Annotated in this window: 19 protein-coding genes; 7 read left to right on the top strand and 12 right to left on the bottom strand. The window is 60.1% G+C overall.

The genetic code is table 11. From position 1 onward, the window contains the following. Nucleotides 1–1488, bottom strand: coding sequence for a PLP-dependent aminotransferase family protein (locus DFO48_RS15630; protein ID WP_114864003.1), 1488 nt, complete (start codon nt 1486–1488; stop codon nt 1–3). Nucleotides 1489–1622: 134 nt separating this feature from the next. On the opposite strand from DFO48_RS15630, the gene DFO48_RS15635 reads away from it, so the two are divergent. Both DFO48_RS15635 and DFO48_RS15640 read left to right on the top strand, forming a co-directional pair. Further along, nucleotides 1623–2240 carry a LysE family translocator gene (locus tag DFO48_RS15635; RefSeq protein WP_003075798.1) on the top strand — a complete coding sequence of 206 codons (618 nt, stop codon included), beginning with the start codon at nt 1623–1625 and terminating at the stop codon, nt 2238–2240. Nucleotides 2241–2249: 9 nt separating this feature from the next. After that, nucleotides 2250–2669 (top strand): hypothetical protein, encoded by a 420-nt coding sequence (locus tag DFO48_RS15640; RefSeq protein ID WP_233506414.1) that lies wholly within the window; start codon nt 2250–2252, stop codon nt 2667–2669. Nucleotides 2670–2818: 149 nt separating this feature from the next. Here DFO48_RS15640 and mnmH read toward each other — a convergent pair whose 3' ends face one another. Together mnmH and DFO48_RS15650 are read right to left on the bottom strand one after the other, a co-directional pair. Beyond that, nucleotides 2819–3874 carry a tRNA 2-selenouridine(34) synthase MnmH gene (gene mnmH, locus DFO48_RS15645; protein WP_114864004.1) on the bottom strand — a complete coding sequence of 352 codons (1056 nt, stop codon included), beginning with the start codon at nt 3872–3874 and terminating at the stop codon, nt 2819–2821. A gap of 330 nt (nt 3875–4204) precedes the next feature. After that, nucleotides 4205–4747, bottom strand: coding sequence for a TIGR02281 family clan AA aspartic protease (locus tag DFO48_RS15650; protein WP_114864005.1), 543 nt, complete (start codon nt 4745–4747; stop codon nt 4205–4207). Nucleotides 4748–4892: 145 nt separating this feature from the next. Here DFO48_RS15650 and DFO48_RS15655 point away from each other — a divergent pair, with 145 nt between their 5' ends. Beyond that, nucleotides 4893–5663 carry a DsbA family protein gene (locus tag DFO48_RS15655; protein WP_114864006.1) on the top strand — a complete coding sequence of 257 codons (771 nt, stop codon included), beginning with the start codon at nt 4893–4895 and terminating at the stop codon, nt 5661–5663. Nucleotides 5664–5842: 179 nt separating this feature from the next. Here the strand turns inward: DFO48_RS15655 and DFO48_RS15660 are convergent, their stop codons facing one another. Together DFO48_RS15660 and icd are read right to left on the bottom strand one after the other, a co-directional pair. Then, on the bottom strand, nt 5843–8230 hold the full coding sequence (locus tag DFO48_RS15660; protein WP_114864007.1) for a membrane-bound PQQ-dependent dehydrogenase, glucose/quinate/shikimate family: 2388 nt from the start codon (nt 8228–8230) through the stop codon (nt 5843–5845). A gap of 206 nt (nt 8231–8436) precedes the next feature. Next, complete coding sequence (gene icd / locus DFO48_RS15665) at nt 8437–9699, bottom strand: NADP-dependent isocitrate dehydrogenase (RefSeq protein ID WP_003075787.1); 1263 nt, start codon at nt 9697–9699, stop codon at nt 8437–8439. Nucleotides 9700–9864: 165 nt separating this feature from the next. Between icd and DFO48_RS15670 the strand changes: the two genes are divergently transcribed. From DFO48_RS15670 to DFO48_RS15680, 3 genes are all read left to right on the top strand, one after another. Next, on the top strand, nt 9865–10128 hold the full coding sequence (locus tag DFO48_RS15670; RefSeq protein ID WP_233506415.1) for a hypothetical protein: 264 nt from the start codon (nt 9865–9867) through the stop codon (nt 10126–10128). Nucleotides 10129–10342: 214 nt separating this feature from the next. Further along, entirely contained in the window at nt 10343–10843 is a 501-nt protein-coding gene (locus DFO48_RS15675; RefSeq protein ID WP_003075785.1) for a DUF192 domain-containing protein, read from the top strand. Nucleotides 10844–10867: 24 nt separating this feature from the next. Further along, nucleotides 10868–11428: a hypothetical protein gene (locus DFO48_RS15680; RefSeq protein ID WP_114864008.1), complete on the top strand. Its 561-nt coding sequence runs from the start codon at nt 10868–10870 to the stop codon at nt 11426–11428. Here the strand turns inward: DFO48_RS15680 and DFO48_RS15685 are convergent. The 5 genes from DFO48_RS15685 to DFO48_RS15705 form a co-directional block, all read right to left on the bottom strand. Further along, nucleotides 11408–11698, bottom strand: a complete 291-nt coding sequence (locus DFO48_RS15685) for a CPCC family cysteine-rich protein (RefSeq protein ID WP_114864009.1) — start codon at nt 11696–11698, stop codon at nt 11408–11410. The two genes, DFO48_RS15680 and DFO48_RS15685, sit on opposite strands and share 21 nt — an antisense overlap. Nucleotides 11699–11888: 190 nt before the next feature. After that, entirely contained in the window at nt 11889–14120 is a 2232-nt protein-coding gene (locus tag DFO48_RS15690) for an NADP-dependent isocitrate dehydrogenase (protein ID WP_003075779.1), read from the bottom strand. 553 nt (nt 14121–14673) lie between these two features. Continuing rightward, nucleotides 14674–14841, bottom strand: coding sequence for a DUF6500 family protein (locus tag DFO48_RS15695; RefSeq protein ID WP_003054053.1), 168 nt, complete (start codon nt 14839–14841; stop codon nt 14674–14676). A gap of 231 nt (nt 14842–15072) precedes the next feature. Continuing rightward, nucleotides 15073–15612: an NADPH-dependent FMN reductase gene (locus DFO48_RS15700; RefSeq protein ID WP_114864010.1), complete on the bottom strand. Its 540-nt coding sequence runs from the start codon at nt 15610–15612 to the stop codon at nt 15073–15075. Nucleotides 15613–15753: 141 nt separating this feature from the next. Continuing rightward, entirely contained in the window at nt 15754–16236 is a 483-nt protein-coding gene (locus DFO48_RS15705; protein ID WP_114864011.1) for a GNAT family N-acetyltransferase, read from the bottom strand. Nucleotides 16237–16610: 374 nt separating this feature from the next. Between DFO48_RS15705 and DFO48_RS15710 the strand changes: the two genes are divergently transcribed. Further along, complete coding sequence (locus tag DFO48_RS15710; protein WP_034400951.1) at nt 16611–16904, top strand: H-NS histone family protein; 294 nt, start codon at nt 16611–16613, stop codon at nt 16902–16904. Between the two features lie 69 nt (nt 16905–16973). Here DFO48_RS15710 and DFO48_RS15715 read toward each other — a convergent pair whose 3' ends face one another. Both DFO48_RS15715 and DFO48_RS15720 read right to left on the bottom strand, forming a co-directional pair. Further along, the gene (locus tag DFO48_RS15715) at nt 16974–17765 is read right to left on the bottom strand and encodes a DNA adenine methylase (RefSeq protein ID WP_114864012.1); all 792 of its coding nucleotides are present in this window, start codon (nt 17763–17765) and stop codon (nt 16974–16976) included. Then, on the bottom strand, nt 17686–17919 hold the full coding sequence (locus DFO48_RS15720) for a Com family DNA-binding transcriptional regulator (protein ID WP_114864013.1): 234 nt from the start codon (nt 17917–17919) through the stop codon (nt 17686–17688). The genes DFO48_RS15715 and DFO48_RS15720 overlap by 80 nt, the downstream gene beginning before the upstream one ends. Nucleotides 17920–18017 lie beyond the last annotated feature (98 nt).

Here is an 18017-nt window from a genome sequence, read left to right on the forward strand (position 1 = left end):
CTATTTGCGCAGTTGCCTGAGGATCTGCTCCAGCACCTTCCATGGCTCGGTCTGGTCGGCCATCGCCACTGGCACGCGCAGCTTGCTGCTGGTTGCCTGCTGCGGCGAGAACAGCAGACCCGGCGCCAGCAGCAGATTGCTCAGCGCCGCCTGACGCGCCAGCACCTCGGTGTCCACGCCGCAGTCCACCCAGGCAAAGGTGCCGGCCACGGGTTCGTACTCCGCATGACAGCCCAGCGCTTCGAGCCTGCGCAGACAGCGCCCGCGCGCCCTGTCCACCCGCTCGCGCAGCCGGTCCACATGCTTGCGAAAGGATCCGTCGGCCAGAATATGGTGCACGATCTGCTCTGCCGGCAGCGAAGAGGTCAGGCCCGCCAGCAGCTTCATGTCGGTGAGCCGGTGCACATACTCGGGCTTGGTCGCGATATAGCCCACCCGCAGGCCGCCCGACAAGGTCTTGGAATAGCCCCCCACCAGAATCACGCGCTGCAATCTGTCCATGGCCGCCAGCCGCAGCGGCATGGCGCCCAGGAATTCGGAATAGGTGTCATCCTCGACCAGCAGGAAATCATGGCGCTCGGCAATGCGCAGCACCTCGTGGGCCACGCCGGCAGACAGGCTCAGCCCCGTGGGGTTGTGCACCGCCGTGTTGAGGATGAAGAGCTTGGGTTTGTGGCTCTGTGCCAGCGATGCCAGGGCCGCCACATCGGGCCCGCCGGGCAGGCGCGGCACGCCGACGACGTTCACGCCCATGTATTTGAGTCGCCCGAAGATCAAAAACCAGGCCGGATCTTCGACCAGCACGGTATCGCCGGGCTTGAGAAAGCAGCGCACGACCAGATCCAGGCCATGGGTCACTCCGCCCACCGTCATGAGATTGGCCTCGGGATGGGCCGGCACCTCCTGGGCCTGCAGATTCGAGGCTATCTGCTGGCGCAGCGGCAGAAAGCCCTGGGGATGGCCATAGCTGAGAAAGCTCTGCTCGGCCCGCACATTGTTACGGGTGATGGCGCGCATGGCACCGGTGATCAGGCCCTGATCCATCCAGCTCGAAGGCAGGCAGCCCGCGCCCCCGGTGCCCGCGCTGTCGTCGCGAAAAATCCCGCGCAGCAGATAAGCGGTGTCGAAGTCTGCCGGCTGCGCCGAGGCGCCAGCCACCGCGGCAGGCTCCATCACGCGGCGCTGGGCCGCCACATAAAAACCGCTGCCGCGCCGCGACTGCAGCAGACCCTGGGCCGCCAGCTTGTCGTAGGCCTGGACCACGGTGTCGCGGCTGACACCGGCGTTTTCCGCCAGCGCCCGCACCGAAGGCAGGCGCACACCCACACGCAGGCCATGGTTGCGGATCAGCCCGCCGAAATGCTCGACCAGCTGATCCACCAGTCCCACCGCACTGGAGCGCATGGGTTGCCAGCCCATGGATGCCGTCCCGGCCACGGGCAAGGCTGCCGGGGTCGTGGCTCCGCCGTCGATCTGTGGATCCAGCATGAAGTGCTTTCTCAAAGTGTCAGGTCAATTAGAGCAGGCCAGCTCATCAACTGGCCTGCAAAAGTGTACTGATAGTGTACTGATTCAAGCTTTTAGTATAGAGGCACAACGCTTATGCAGCCCCAAGGTTCGCCATGTCATTTCTGCCTGAATCCTCTGCCTTCATTCTGCCTCTGGCCATGTTTGCCTTTGTCAGCTCCGTCACGCCCGGCCCCAACAATGTGATGCTGACGGCCTCGGGGGCCACTTTCGGCTACCGCCGCAGCGTGCCGCATATGCTGGGCATCTGTCTGGGCGTGGTCCTCATGGTGCTGCTGATCGGCGCGGGCCTGGGCAAGCTGTTCGAGGCCGAGCCCCGCATCTACACCCTGCTCAAATATGTGGGCGCGGCCTATCTGATCTGGCTGGCATGGAAAATCGCCCGTGCCGGCGGCGTGGACCAGGGCCAGTCGGGCAGCCGCCCGTTCAGCTTCTGGCAGGCCGCCGCTTTCCAGTGGGTCAACCCCAAGGCCTGGATCATGGCCGTGGGCGTGGTCGCGACCTACACGCCGCGCGAAGGTTTTTTCGTCAACCTGGTGTTGTCGGCCCTGGTGCTGGGCCTGGTCAACTATCCCAGCATCAGCGTCTGGACCCTGTTCGGCAGCACCGTGGGGCGCGCACTGCGCACTCCACAGGCACTGCGCATGTTCAACGGCGTGATGGCCGGTCTGCTGCTGCTGTCGCTGGTGCCCATCTTTGCCGAGCATGTCTAAACTCGGTCCATGCAATATGACATACGCCAGCTGAACGAGTCCGACCTTTGCAACTATCGCGCCCTGCGCCTGCAGGCCCTGACAGAATGCCCCGCCGCCTTCGGTGCCACGCCCGCAACCGAGCAGGCACTCGGCGATGCGCAGCTACTGAGCCGCTTCAGCGGCGCCCAGGGTCAGGCCATGTGGGGAGGCTTTGGCGCAGACGGCAGACTCTGCTCCAGCCTGGGCCTGTATCGCGATCAGGGAGAGAAGACCGCGCACAAAGGCCATCTCTTTGCCATGTATGTGGCTGCACCGGCCCGGGGCCAGGGCCTGGCCTGCTGCCTGCTGCCTGCTGAAGACTGCTGTTGCGCACGGCAGAGCGCTGAACTTGCGACAGCTGATGCTGGGCTGCAACGCCGGCAACGACAACGCACTACGCTTGTATGAGCAGGCAGGCTTTCGCGAATATGGGCTGGAGCCTGCGGCCCTGTATGTGGACGGCGAGTACTTCGACGAGGTGCTGATGGTGATGAAGCTGGACTAGTCCGCACCGCATCGGCCCATTTCAGCTGGCAGGTTTGAACAAGCGGCTTGGCTCAGCGCGCCTGCATCGCAATGATCTGCTGCGCCAGGCCAGCAATGGCCTCGTCCGAGAGCTGGTCTGTCTCCAGAATCTGGCGCCGGGGCCATTGCTCGAAGTGATTCGACTGGGAGCGCTCGTAGTGCGGGTCGTAGTGGCGCAGCATCAGCTCCTCGAACAGCGCAGGCAGCTCCCCTTCCCGCGCCCATTGCTGCCAGCGGCCCACGGTCTCCTTGCCCTGCAGCTCCTTGAGCCAGCCCAGTTTGGTGGCCAGCATTTCGGGATCGTCGCCCAGGTAGGCATAGTCGCGCAGCAGGTAGGACAGACGTGCGGCAGCCGTTGCACGCACTTCGATGACTGGAGCCTTGTGCAGATGCTGCACCAACACCAACGGCAAGCCGACACGGCCGATCTTGGCGCTCTCGCCTTCCACATAGACGGGGCGGGAGAGATCGAAGGTCTCCAGCTGCTCGGCAATCAGGGTCTCGAAACGCTTCTGGCTGGGCTGCTCGATGCCAGGCAGACCGCCCAGCAAGGAGCCCTTGTGGCTGGCATAGCCCTCCAGGTCCAGCACCTGCTCGCCGCTCTGGGCCAGCGCGTGCAGCACGCGCGTCTTGGCGGAGCCGGTGGCGCCGCAAAGCACCCGTATCTGCAGCTGCGGCACCTGGCTTTCGAGCTGCGCGATCACATGGCCGCGAAACGCCTTGTAGCCGCCGGCCAGTTGCTGGGCATCCCAGCCGACCAGACGCAGCCAAGTCACCATGGAGCCGCTGCGCAGGCCGCCACGCCAGCAATAGACCAGGGGCTTCCAGTTGGCGGGCTTGTCGGCAAAGGTTTCACGCAGATGGCGCGCGAGATTGGCCGACACATAGGCAGCGCCCAAACGCTTGGCCTCGAAGGGGCTGACCTGCTTGTAGATCGTGCCGATCTCGGCACGCTCGGCATTGCTCAGCACGGGGCAGTTGATGGAGCCCGGAATATGGTCGAGCTCGAACTCGGCGGGCGAGCGGGCATCGATCAAGGCATCGAACTGGTGGCGTTCAGGAACGCGAACGGGCTGGCGGTGGGACACGGCAGACTATCCATGGCTGCGCCTGGCGGCCTGCATGGCCGCCGGGCAAATGGCGTGTGCTCGGGCGTGAAGCGGCAATCGCGATGAGGCTGCGATTCGACTTGAGGCTCGGCAACATGAAAAACCTGCCGCCTCATCCAACGATGGAGCCCGGCAGGCCACGAAGCATGGGCGTGGATCGAGCCTCGATACGCACAACGGCTGCGGCAAGCTTGCCCGCAGCGGTCATTCCCTGTGTGCTGCATTTTCGCAGATGTGGCGGACTGCTTCAGCGCCGGCAGCCAAAACCCGGCACACCCGGGCCGAGACCGAATCAAGCTCTGGCGCTACTCACTTGCGCGGGCGCAGCAGCATTTCGTCGCCGCTCATCTGCACATCGAAGAAGCGCAGAAAGTTCTGGCCCAGCAAGGCGTCTTCGCTATCGTCGCCCGTATAGCCCGTGCCCACGCGCACATCGCGCACACGCAGGCTGGCGATGCGGACCTCATCAGCCGTGACGATGCGGCCGTCACGTTCGCCGTTGGCCGTGCGAAAACGTACTTTCTCGCCGCCTTCCAGCCCGGCACGCTCGGCCAGCGCATCGGTCACGCTGACCGAGGTGGCCCCGGTATCGACCAGAAAGGTGACTGGCTGATCGTTGACATAGCCCTTGACGCGAAAGTGCCCGTCCATGCCGCGCTCTATGCGCACCGTGCCGTCGGCCAGGACCTTGGCCTGGGCCGGCTTGAGGAAATGCTGCATGGCCAGATACATCGCGCCCATGACCACCAGCCAGAACAGCAGAAACAGCATGGTGCTGCGCCGTGCCACGGATTGCGGGGAAGGCTCGGACTCTGGCGAGGACTGGGGCGGCGGCGTGACATTCAGGCGCATGGGCAGGCAAACAAGCTGAGGACAATGCAGCCATTTTGCCAAGACCGGCGCCAAGGTCATACCCGGCCATTACGGCGCCAGCGCCACTACCGCGCTTACATTGAAGCTTGTTTGCAAATCTATCGGCCTGCAAGGCCGCCCAACCATGAACACATCCAAGCTGCCCGCCCTGGTGCTGCACTATATTTTCGATCCCCTGTGCGGCTGGTGCTATGCCGCCGCGCCGCTGGTCAAGGCCGCGCGCGAAGTACCCGGCATCGAGGTTCAATGGCATGCCGGCGGCATGCTGACCGGAGCCCACACGCGCACCATCACTGCGGACTGGCGTAACAAGGTCATGCCCAGCGACCAGCGCATTGCCGAGATGACGGGCCAGCCCTTTGGCGATGCCTATCTCAACGGCCTGCTCAATGACATTGGCGCGCCGCTGGACTCCGAGCCCCCGACCACGGCCCTGCTGGCCGCCGAAGCGCTGGCCGGCAAGGGCCTGGAGATGCTGGCTGCCGAGCAGAAAGCCCACTACGTGGAGGGCCGCCGCATCAGCGAGCCCGCCGTGCTGCGCGAGCTGGCGGCCGGCATCGGTCTGGACAGCGCGGCCTATGACGCGGCCTACGCCGAGCAAAGCGGCGCGGCCACGCAAAAGCATATCGCCGACAGCCGCCAATGGCTGGGCATGGTGCAGGGCCAGGGCTTCCCCACCCTGGCGCTGGAGTTCGACCACCCCGAGCAGGCCGGCCAGCGCGCCGTGCAGCGCATCGAGATCGGTGAATGGCTGGGCGATGTCGACGGCTGGAAGCAGCAACTGGCCGCCTGGGCCGAGCAGATTGCCGAGCTCAATCAGCAGCAGGCTGGCGACACCGACACCAGTGGCGACCCCAGTTGCGGCCCCGACGGCTGCGAGCTGCCACCGCGCTGAGCGGCATGGCTTGCGCAGTAGCCACTCTCTTATTCATAGCTTATAGCGCTTGATATTCAAAGAACTCAGACATTATTCAATCTGAAGTCCTTATCTATCAAGCGCAAGAAGCTATCCTTTCTGCATCCTTCTACCGGCGGCTGCGCACCCTGTCGCTCTTGCCTTCGCTCTTGCCTTCGCTATTGCGGCAGGGCATAGGCGATCACATAGTCGCCGCGCCTGGGCGACTGGCGTGCGCCGCCTGCGGTGATCACCACATACTGCCTGCCGGTTCTGGGCGAGACATAGCTCATGGGCCCGCCCTGGCTGCCCACGGGAAGGCGCGAGCGCCAGATCTCCTTGCCGTTGGCGCTGTCGAAGGCGCGCAGATAGAAGTCCTGCGTGCCCGCGAAGAACACCAGCCCCGACTTCGTGACCATGGAAGGCCCCAGCGTGGGCATGCCGATGGGAATTGGCAGCCACATGGGAATGCCCAGAGGACCTGTGTCACGCACCGTGCCCACGGGTACCTGCCATTTGATCTGGCGCGATTTCAGATCCACGGCCGTCATGGAGCCAAAGGGCGGCTTCTGACAGGGAATGCCCAGCGGCGACAGAAAGCGCTGACGCATGGCGCCAAACGGCGTGCCCTCCTGGGGCACGGCCCCCATCTCGATGCCGCTGGCGCCGGGCTTCATATCGGCGCGCGCAATCATGTAGTTCGCCAGACCCAGACGCATATCGTTGACGAACATGGTCTGGGTGATCGGGTCTATGGAGACGCTGCCCCAGTTCATGCCGCCCAGCGAGCCCGGAAACTGCAGCGTCGGCCCCATGCCCGGCGGCGTGAACACGCCTTGATGCTGCATGTCCTTGAAGGCTATGCGGCACAGCAGCTGATCGAAGGGCGTGGCCCCCCACATATCGGACTCCTTCAGGGTCTGGTTGCCGATATTGGGCATGCCCGTGGAATGCGGCTGGGTCGGCGCATAGCGCTCGCCGGGCACATGGCCTTGCGGCACGGGCAACTCCTGCACCTCTGCCAGGGGCTCGCCACTCTCGCGGTTGAGCATGAAGATCATGCCCTGCTTGGTCACCTGCAGCAGCGCGGGGTCCACCCCGCCCTGGGCGTTGGTTACATCGACCAGAGCGGGCTGGGACGGAATGTCGAAGTCCCACAGATCGTGGTGCACGGTCTGGTAGAGCCAGCGCGGCTTGCCGGTCCTGATGTCCATGGCCACGATGGCGGAGCTGTTCTTCTCCATCTCCGCAGTGCGCTGGGCCGCATAGAAGTCCGGCGTCGCATTGCCCGTGCCCAGATAGGCCAGACCCAGTCTGGCGTCATAGGACATGCCGCCCCAGACATTGGGCGAGTTGCGCGTATAGGTCTGCCCCTGCGGCGGCTGCCCGGTGATGGCGGCATTGCCCGGGTCCCAGGCCCAGACCAGCTTACCGCTGTGCACATCAAAGGCGCGCACCACGCCCGAGGGCTCGTCGGTCGAGAAATTGTCGGCCACGCGGCCGCCCACGATCACCAGGTTCTCGGCCACCAGCGGCGCCGAGGTCTGCTGATACCAGCCCTGCTTGACCTCGCCCATGCCCTCGGTCAGATCCACCACACCGTCCTTGCCGAAGTCGGTGCATGGCTTGCCCGAATCGGGGTCCAGCGCAATCAGGCGCGCATCGATGGTGGGCAGAAACAGACGACGCCTGCAGCCTGATACTGCATCTCCGGGCTTGCCGAGGGCGCCCGAGGCCTTGATTGCGGCCTCGTTGCCATCGAAGTAACCCAGACCTCTGCAGCGCTGCCAGTTGGGCGACTTGGCCTCGGGGTCGAATTTCCATTTCTCCTCGCCCGTATCCACATCCAGCGCCAGCACCTTGCCATAGGCCGTGCAGACATACAGGCGGTCTCCGATCTGCTGCGGCGTGTTCTGGTCTTCGGCGCCCGAGCCCGTGCTTTGCGGAACATCGCCGGTGCGTGCCGTCCAGGCCACGGCCAGCTTGTCGACATTGTTTCGGCTGATCTGCTCGAGGGCCGCAAAACGCTGGCCTGCGGGACCCTGCCCCCAATCCGTCCAATCCGAAGGCTTGAGCTCCATGGAGCCGACCGAAGGCACCTCGGTGACCTCGGGGGCAATCACGCCCTTGGGCGAGAAGGCACTGACGGCTGTTGCGACGATGCCCAGGCCCAGCACCACTACCGACACTGCGGCGCCCAGACGGCCATAGTCGTTCATGACCAGCTTGCCCGCCTCAAGCTGTGCGTAGCCCAGGGCCACCAGCAGACCCAGCACGGCAAACACCATCAGGCGCGAAACCAGCGGCCAGAACTCCCAGCCCGCATCCCACCAGGCCCATACCAGGGTCAGCACAAAGGCCAGCGCATAGAGATGGGCGCCAGCCCTGCGCCGCGCCAGCAGCAATGCCGCCGATGCCAGCAGCGCCAGCCCCATCAGCACAAAGTACCAGCTGCCTCCCTTGCCCAGCAGCACACCGCCGCCTATGGTCATGTACAGACCCATCAGCAGCATCAGCAACGCCACTGCAAGCCAGTACCAGCGCCCGTCATTGGATGAAGGAGCCATAGCCTCACCTGAAATTAATTGCCATTTGTGTATTGCACGCTTTAACGCCGATACACATCGACATACTTTCGAGGGTTTGCACGCCAGCCTCAGGACTACAAGCGCCAGGTCAGGGGCACAGAAAAAAAGCCGCACCGTGGAGACGGTGCGGCCGCTGAGATGGCAGTTCCGGCAACTCCTGCAAGCTGCCGGGCAGGCAGCGCGGCTCAGTCCATCATCGAGATCACCACATCCCCGAAGCCCGAGCAGGAAACCTGGGTCGCTCCGTCCATCAGGCGGGCAAAGTCGTAGGTCACATGCTTGCTCTGGATGGCTTTTTCCAGCGACTCGACGATCAGGTCTGCAGCCTCGCGCCAGCCCATGTGGCGCAGCATCATCTCGGCGCACAGAATCATGGAGCCAGGGTTCACATAGTCCTTGCCTGCATAGCGCGGCGCCGTGCCGTGGGTGGCTTCGAAGCAGGCAATGCTCTCCGACAGATTGGCGCCGGGAGCAATGCCGATCCCGCCCACCTGCGCAGCCAGCGCATCCGAGATGTAGTCGCCGTTGAGGTTGAGCGTGGCCACCACCGAATATTCGGCCGGACGCATCAGAATCTGCTGCAAGAAGGCATCAGTGATCGAGTCCTTGATGATGATGTCCTTGCCCGTCTTCGGGTGCTTGATGCGGCACCATGGGCCGCCGTCGATCAGCTCGGCCCCGAACTCGCGCTGCGCCAGCGCGTAGCCCCAGTCACGGAAGGCGCCTTCCGTGTACTTCATGATGTTGCCCTTGTGAACCAGGGTCACGCTGGGCTTGTTGTTGTCGATGGCGTACTGGATGGCCTTGCGCACCAGGCGCTCCGTGCCCTCGCGCGAGACGGGTTTGATGCCGATGCCCGAGGTTTCGGGAAAGCGGATCTTGTTGGCGCCCATTTCCTTGGCCAGGAAGTCGATGAGCTTTTTCGCCTTCTCGCTGCCGGCCGCGTATTCGATGCCCGCGTAGATGTCCTCCGAGTTCTCGCGGAAGATCACCATATTTGTCTTCTCGGGCTCCTTGAGCGGCGAAGGCACGCCCTTGAAGTACTGCACGGGACGCAGGCAGACATACAGGTCCAGCTCCTGGCGCAGTGCCACGTTCAGCGAGCGGATGCCGCCGCCCACGGGCGTGGTCAGCGGACCCTTGATGGACACCGCATAGTCACGCACGGCAGCCACGGTTTCCTCGGGCAGCCAGACATCGGGGCCGTAGATGCGCGTGGCCTTCTCACCCGCGTACACCTCCATCCAGGCAATCTTGCGCTGGCTGCCGTAGACCTTGGCCACGGCAGCGTCAGCCACCTTGCGCATCACCGGCGTCACATCGACACCGACTCCATCGCCCTCAATGAAGGGAATGATGGGTTGGCTCGGAACATTCAGCGTCTTGTCCGCGTTGACGCTGATCTTCTCCCCCTGCGGCGGAACCTGGATGTGCTGGGACGTGCTCATGTTGTGGAATCTCCTAGTCTTGAATACTGCGCGGTGGCGCACCTTTTTGGTGCTAATTCATTGCCCCCGATTTTGGCACCTTGCTCTAAGCAAATTTTAAGAAATACAGCATAAAAACCTGTCAACGGCGGCACAGATCTGCCGTTGAGAGGGCGTGGGGGACAGATGGGCTGCTCCTCACTTCAATCTGAAACCTGGCATTGCCGCATCTTTAGGAAATTGGCATATATGAAAAAACTACTCGCTGTCCTGATTGCTGGTTCGTTCGCTGCTGGTGCTTTTGCCCAAGCCGCCGCGCCGGCGCAGCCTGCCACCCCCGCCACACCTGCCGCAGCAGCAGCGGCACCCACCGTCAAGCATATGAAGGCAAAACCTGCCAAAAAGCATCATATGCAGCACAGCAGCAAAAAGATGCACAAGCCAGCCTGATCGCGCGCTGAAAGCGGGTGAGGCGATACCGGCACTCCAAGCCTCTGTACGCCGGACCTGACTCACGCCCAAGCCTGCCGAACGGAAAGTTCTGCAGGCTTTGCATTTTGCAGGCCGGCTCCGGCCGCCTATTTGCGACAGCAATTTGCACCGCGACCCACGCGGATTGCTATAGGCTTGTGACTTCCGACTTCCTGTTTGGCATGCAAGGCTCATGAAGAACCTCCCCACCAAGACAATCCCCAAATCCGGCTGGCGCGCTGCGCTGCTGACCCTGGCCTGTACCGCCCTGCTGGGCCTGTTCGGCAACCCGGCCATGGCCCGCGACGAAGGTCAGCCGCAGACGAATCTGCGCCGCATCGACCTGACGGCCGGCATGTACCGCATCGACACCCAACTGGCCATGACGCCGCAGCAGCGCGAGATCGGTCTCATGTTCCGCAAAGAGATGCCGCAGCAGGAAGGCATGCTCTTTGTCTTCGAAGTACCCGGCGTGCAGTGCTTCTGGATGCGCAACACCATCCTGCCGCTGACCGCGGCCTTTGTGGCCGATGACGGCACCATCGTCAATCTGGCCGACATGAAACCCATGAGCGAGGACTCCCACTGTTCGGCCAAGCCCGTGCGCTATGTGCTGGAGATGAACCAGGGCTGGTTTGCCAAGCGCGGGATCAAGGCCGGCACCAAGCTGGGCGGTGCGCCCTTCAATCGCTAAGCGCCGCCAGAGTCAGCATCCTTCATGCTCTACCGGCCCCAGTTTCCGCAAGCGCTGAGCGATACCGCCGCTGCGCTGCTGCAGAAACTGGGCAAGTCGCAGGCATTCGAGCCCTACCCCGGCTTCACGACAAGCATCAATGGCGAATTGCTGCATGTACCCTACCGCGTGTACTACGACGAACGCGCGCTGCAGCAATGCATTCAAGAAAGCAGCGGCGCTGCACAGCAACTGGCCCTGTGCCTGGGCAGCCGCCACGCCAACGGCCATGTGCGCGAAACCTGTCTGCGCCAGTTGCTGGAGCACGACTGCACCTGGGTGCGGCCGTTTGTGGTGCGCGCGGCTGGCGAGTATGTGCTGGAAATTGCCGAGCATCTGACAGCCCAGACCCATAGGCTATCGCCACACAGCTACGGGCGTTTTGCTGCCGAAAACCCCGAGTTTGTGACTGCCTGCAAGCAGCAGGCTGCCAGTTACTGGAACTGCTACCACCGCCAACGCTATCCGCTGCTGCGTCAGCACCCAGGCATACGATTTCTGCGCTGGGTTGACGATGCACGGCAATCACTGCCCCACGCGGATTGATGCCACCTTGCTCAGAACGCGCGGTCCATGCCGATAGTGGTTGCGCGCTGCCGGTGGGAGCACGCTTTTGAGCATTCGGTAATCGCAGGCACCAAAGTACTGAAAGTTGCGCCGACCTTCGCGCAGCGTCATATGGTTGGGGCCGGAGTATTCATCCGGGCAGTCCACATCCCAGCCACTGTCTTCCCAGAAGCAGACGCTGCAGATGCTGTACTCGCCACGGTCATCCAGCGAGAAATAGTCGCAGCAAGGACACTGATACAGCGGCATGGAGCGCCTTTCATAAATTCGGATCAAATCAAGCTGCAGTGCTTATACATCATGCACAGGCAGCTTCTACTTATATAGCAACTACTGAGGCCGGACACAAAAAAGCCGGCGACCTTTTCAGGTCCACCGGCTTTTTATGGGGCACTGCCTGCACGCAGGCGGGGCAACCCGCGCTGCGAGGCAAGCTGGCTTACACCGACGCGATGGCGGCGTTGAAGGTGGCGCTGGGGCGCATCACGGCGTCCAGCTTGGCCACATCGGGCATGTAGTAGCCGCCGATATCGGCAGCCTTGCCTTGCACTTCCTTCATCTCGGCCACGATCTTGGCCTCGTTCTCGGTCAGGCTCTTGGCCAGAGGTGCGAACTTGGCCGCCAGTGCTGCATCTTCGGTCTGAGCAGCCAGAGCCTGGGCCCAGTACAGAGCGATGTAGAACTGCGAACCACGGTTGTCCAGCTCACCGGTGCGGCGCGAAGGCGACTTGTCTTCGTCCAGCAGCTTGCCGGTGGCTTCGTCCAGAGTCTTGGCCAGCAGCTTGGCGCGGGCATTGTTTTCCTTGATGCCCAGGTCTTCGAACGAGACGGCCAGGGCCAGGAATTCACCCAGCGAGTCCCAGCGCAGGTGGTTTTCTTCCACCAGCTGCTGCACATGCTTGGGAGCGGAGCCGCCAGCACCGGTTTCGTACATGCCGCCACCGGCCATCAGAGGCACGATGGACAGCATCTTGGCCGAGGTGCCCAGTTCCAGAATCGGGAACAGGTCAGTCAGATAGTCACGCAGAATATTGCCGGTCACCGAGATGGTGTCCAGACCGCGAGCCACGCGCTCCAGCGTGTAGCGCATGGCGCGCACTTGCGAGAGGATGTGGATTTCCAGGCCGTTGGTGTCGTATTCCTTCAAGTAGGTCTGCACCTTCTTGATCAGCTCGGCTTCGTGGGGACGATAGGGGTCCAGCCAGAACACGGCAGGCATGCCGGAGTTGCGGGCACGGGTCACCGCCAGCTTCACCCAGTCGCGGATAGGAGCATCCTTGACCTGGCACATGCGCCAGATGTCGCCAGCTTCCACGTTCTGGCTCAGCAGCACTTCGCCGGTGGCGATGTCCACGATGTTGGCCACGCCGTCTTCGGCGATCTCAAACGTCTTGTCGTGCGAGCCGTACTCTTCGGCCTTTTGCGCCATCAGACCCACGTTGGGCACGGTGCCCATGGTCTTGGGGTCGAAGTTGCCGTGCCATTTGCAGAAGTTGATCACTTCCTGGTAGATACGGGCAAAGGTGGACTCAGGCATCACGGCCTTGCAGTCGTAGGGCTTGCCGTCAGCGGCCCACATCTTGCCGCCCACGCGGATCATGGCAGGCATGGAAGCATCCACGATCACGTCGTTGGGCGAGTGGAAGTTGGTGATGCCCTTGGCGGAATCGACCATGGCCAGGCGCGGACGGTGCTCCTGGCACTTGTGCAGGTCACGGATGATTTCTTCGCGCTGCGAAGCAGGCAGGGTCTCAATCTTCTCGTACAGATTGGCCATGCCGTTGTTCACGTTCACGCCCAGCTGATCAAACAGCTTGCCGTGCTTTTCGAAGGCTTCCTTGTAGAAGATCTTCACGCAGTGACCGAACACGATGGGGTGGGACACCTTCATCATGGTGGCCTTCACGTGCAGCGAGAACAGGATGCCCGACTCGCGGCAGTCTTCGATTTCCTTTTCATAGAAAGCGCACAAGGCCTTCTTGCTCATGAACATGGAATCGATCACTTCTGCAGCCTGCAGCTTGACCTTGTCCTTCAGAACGATGCTGTTGCCGGACTTGGTCTCCAGCACCATCTTCACTTCGCGGGCCTTGTCCAGCGTCATGGACTTTTCGCCGTGGTAGAAGTCGCCCTCTTCCATGTGCGACACATGGGTCTGCGACCACTGCTTCCACTCACCCATGGAATGGGGGTGCTTCTTGGCGTAGTTCTTGACCGCAGCAGGCGCGCGGCGATCCGAGTTGCCTTCGCGCAGCACGGGGTTCACGGCAGAGCCGATGCACCTGTTGAAGCGTGCCTTGATGTCCTTTTCGGCATCGGTCGTGGCGGTTTCAGGATAGTCGGGGATGGCGTAGCCCTTGCCCTGCAATTCCTTGATCGCTTCTTGCAGCTGGCCCACAGATGCGGAGATATTGGGCAGCTTGATGATGTTGGCTTCAGGCGTCAGCGTCAGCTTGCCCAGTTCAGCCAGATTGTTCGGAGCGCGTTGGGCTTCGGTCAAAAAGTCGGGGAACTCGCCCAAGATACGGCCTGCCAGCGAGATATCGCTGGTCTCCACATTGATGCCGGCCGGTGCTGCGAAAGCACGGATCACGGGCAGGAATGCGCTGGTTGCCAGGCGGGGAGCCTCGTCAGTCAAGGTGTAGATGATGGTGGGTTGCTGCGTACTCATCTCTTGTCTCAGGTTGTGAAAAAAGGGGGGAAGGTGCCTTGGGCCTGCATCCCGGGCTTGCGCAATGGGGCCTGACACAGCGGGACGACACTTTCTTGATGCAATGCGTTCCCACAATACAAAATTCTACGCGCAACCAGGCCGATTTTTTCAAGTCTTGTACAAGACTCAAGGATTTAGCTCAACTTTCGCAAGGTGTTTTCATAGGGGAACAGGCTTTTTTCCCTGGTTGTCTGCCATGTAAAAATGTCGCACTGAGGCATTCATTTAGAGACCACCACCGCCATGCAAGTTGCGCTTGAGAGTTGCGTTAGTTGCGTTGCGCGGCCTTTGGCACAAATTTGCGCGATCTTTGGCACAAAGTAGCACAGGCTTTGGCACCAAGGCTGACAATTTGGCAAGGGACGGCACCACGAATGTGTTGTTTTTGCACCAAAAGACCGAGCGAGCACTGGCGATAAATGTGTAGGCCAGTGGACTTTTCAGTCCTACAGCAGCGGCAGGAAGCGACCCATACCGGCTCTTCCCATTTCGAGCCATATGAGTGAAAAAACTATTCGCCAGAAGAAATCATGCGGCGAATCTTTGTCGCTTTTTCAAAGTGATCAAGCTGGTGTTGCTTGATCCACCATTCAGCCGCCTCCATCAGCAGGTCTGGATCATCATTTTTATTGGCGAAGAAAGCGTAAAACGAAAGGCCTACAGTTTCCCCTTTCTTCATGATCTTCTCATCGCAGATAGCAATAGCCTTTGCTCTTAAGCTCGATCTCATACTAATTTTTATCCTGAACCTTTCAAAGAAGAATTGTCATCTAGGCTAGATGTCCCAACATAAATTTCTCTGCCTCTGTCTATCTTGGAGGTCAGCATCACCGTATTACACAGGATCTCAAGTCGGCTTCTGGCCGTTAGCAACCAGCCCCTGGGGCCGCCAACACCCCTGAAAAGTCGTTCACACTCCGCGAGCGAACAGGCAAAACTCACGGAATTCAAGAAGGAATTTCGTAGCCTCAGGATGCACATCCGGGCCATTTACGATTGCTCGTATGGACTCCGTCGTCTCCTTCATCAGTGGCAAGCGAAGAAATAGAGCACTGTTAAAATTTGAACTGACTGTAGCAAGAACCAGTCGCATATCTTCCAGCATGTCGTCACCCCGATGTGACGCATGAACGAGCGCTATAGGTTTTTGAACAATCTGCTCTCCCGAAACGAGCCAATCTATTGCATTTTTTAGGCCGCCGGGTATGGAGCGCACATATTCGGGGCTGGAAATCAACAATCCCTCCGCCGCTTGCACTTTCTGAACAAACGCGCGCACACACTCAGGAGTCAGGTCTCCTTCCAAGTCCGGTGAAAAGACCGGCAATTCCCCAATCCGATGAAAGACTTCAATTTCTAAATCAGGGGGAGCTATGTGTTGCAAAGCCGTTAGCAAAGCCGTGTTAGTAGATCCAACTCTTGCACTACCTGATATGGCTAATAATTTCATTCAATAACTACCCTAAAACACTATTCTGAGCCACCAACGCATCTGCTACAGGTATCGAAGTCGGCTCCTGCCCGTCAACAGCCCATCATAAGCGCTGCAATCGACAAACGGCGGCTGACCCAAAAACCATTGCCAACTTTCCTAGCTCTCGGAATTGCCGGTGGCGTAGAGACGAAAACGCAGAAATTGAACGCCTTCGACATCAAACTCACCATCTTCCTTAAATCCCAGTCTAAAAATACCTCTAATCCTTTTTCTCGAAGGTGGAAGCAGAATGGTGATGGAACTCAATCCCATGCTGGTGAAAGCGCGATTGATAATTTCCTGATAGATGGTTTTTCCACTTCCCCAATATTTGGGGTGCAGCACCAAGGCCAAGTCTGCATCACCTGATTCATACTGTAACCCTCCCCAGCCGGCAAAATCCTGATCTACAATAAAAGCCCAAGGACCGTACCCATATTTCGCCCATTGGGCGTCTTTGTTTTCAACCCAATCCTTAGCTTTAACTTCATCGAAATCGGCCCTGCCTAAAGGCATTTGGCGTAGCACTTCGGGATTGTTGTTGAGCGCAATGATTTCGGCCAAACCGACTTCGGTAAGACGCTTGAATTCCAGAGTCATGTCTTGACTTTATCTGGATTTGAGTGGATGGTGAAGCATGTACATCAGAGGCTATAGCGCAGCCTACTGGCATCCTCCAGTTGCGCCCTTCAAGCGCACCAAAAACCTCTTTCGGACAAACGTCCTCGGACTTCGTCCTTTTGGAAAGACCTCGCTCATGCAAGCTGACAAGCTTTAGTGCCAGCTTGACTGTACGGCTTCCCCAACTTTTTTTCATCGGCTCTATGTTTTTCCGAATTAATACGCATCAAGTTGAGCCACAATGCATGCGTTCACTTTCAATTGAAATTGAACTAACTGCATAAGCGATGTATCTCATGTATGAGTGCACCAATTTAGTGCTCGCACAAATATTTACAGAGGATATCTTTTTAATGAGTACAAATTCCTATAAAGAATTATTGGCGCAACGCGAAGCTCTTGAGCAGCAGATTGCCGCTGCTCGAAAGGCTGAAGTCGCAGGTGCGGTGCAAAAAATCAGGGACTTGGTCGAGGCCTTCAGCCTGACGCAGGACGATGTCTTCCCTCCAGCAAAGCAAAAACAAAAGCGCGAGACTGGCTCCGTTGCCCCTAAATACCGCGACCCCGCCACAGGTCAAACTTGGACGGGCCGAGGAAAGCCTCCAAACTGGATCAAAGATCAAGACCGTTCCAAGTTTGAAATCTAAAAGTGGCCCTCGTGGCCACTTTTTTTGTTGCGCCGCAGCTTCCTATCTTGCTGGTCCAGCGGGCCTCGTTCAAAACAGCCCCGCAGGCTCCTCGCTCCTGGCCCAGTTGTAAATCACCAACTCGCCACGCTCCACCCGATTCGCTCCGCCACCAACCGTGTAGTCCAGTTTCAAAGCCTCCATCTCAAAGTCTTTAAAGCACTCTCGGATGGCAGGATGGTCGTTGATGCTGATTACGGCCTTGCCTTTGATCTCCTTGAGCTTTCTTGCCATCAGCTCGTACTGTTCCCACTCAAACGGCACACCATAGCCCTCGGTCTCCCAATAGGGAGGATCAAGGTAGAAAAGCGTGTGCGCCCTGTCGTATCGGTCAATGCATTGCACCCAATCGAGCTGCTCAACATAGGTTCCAGACGCCAGGCGCAAATGAGCAGCCGAAAGGTTCTCCTCGATCCGAAGCAGATTAATGGCCGGGGCCGTGGTCGCCGTACCAAAGGTCTGGCCTGCCACCTTCCCGCCAAAGCTCTGCTGCTGCAGATAGAAGAACCGGGCAGCGCGCTGAATGTCAGTCAAGGTTTCCGGCCTTGTCTCCTGCAGCCATTTAAAGACCTGCCTACTGGTCAAGGCCCATTTGAACTGCCGCACAAACTCTTCCAGGTGGTGGGTCACCACCCGGTAGAGATTGACCAGGTCTCCGTTGACGTCATTGAGGACTTCGACATCAGCAGGGTGACGGGCAAAGTAGACCGCCGCCCCACCGGCAAAGACCTCCACGTAACAGCTATGGGCTGGAAAGCGTTTCAGGAGCAGATCGACCAGGCGGCGTTTGCCTCCGATCCAGGGCACGATTGGGTTTGTCATTGGATTCAGCTGTTGGCCCTGCTGGGGGCTCTGGTTCGGTGCTCACGGCACTCAGCTGATTGAAGGCCCCACATCTGGGGCACTTGATGCTTAGGCGCACGTACACGCCCTCGCCTAACTTCTTGCGGCAGTTGCCGCAGCGGATATCGTCCATTTGCAAGCCTTTAAACCTTTAAAACTCTGGTAGGCTCAGCGCGCTCTGTACAGGGTGAGCGGGCCTTGCCAGCTTGCAGGCATGGTCTGCGGTTGGGG

Source organism: Comamonas sp. AG1104, assembly GCF_003350425.1.
GTDB lineage: Bacteria > Pseudomonadota > Gammaproteobacteria > Burkholderiales > Burkholderiaceae_C > Comamonas > Comamonas testosteroni.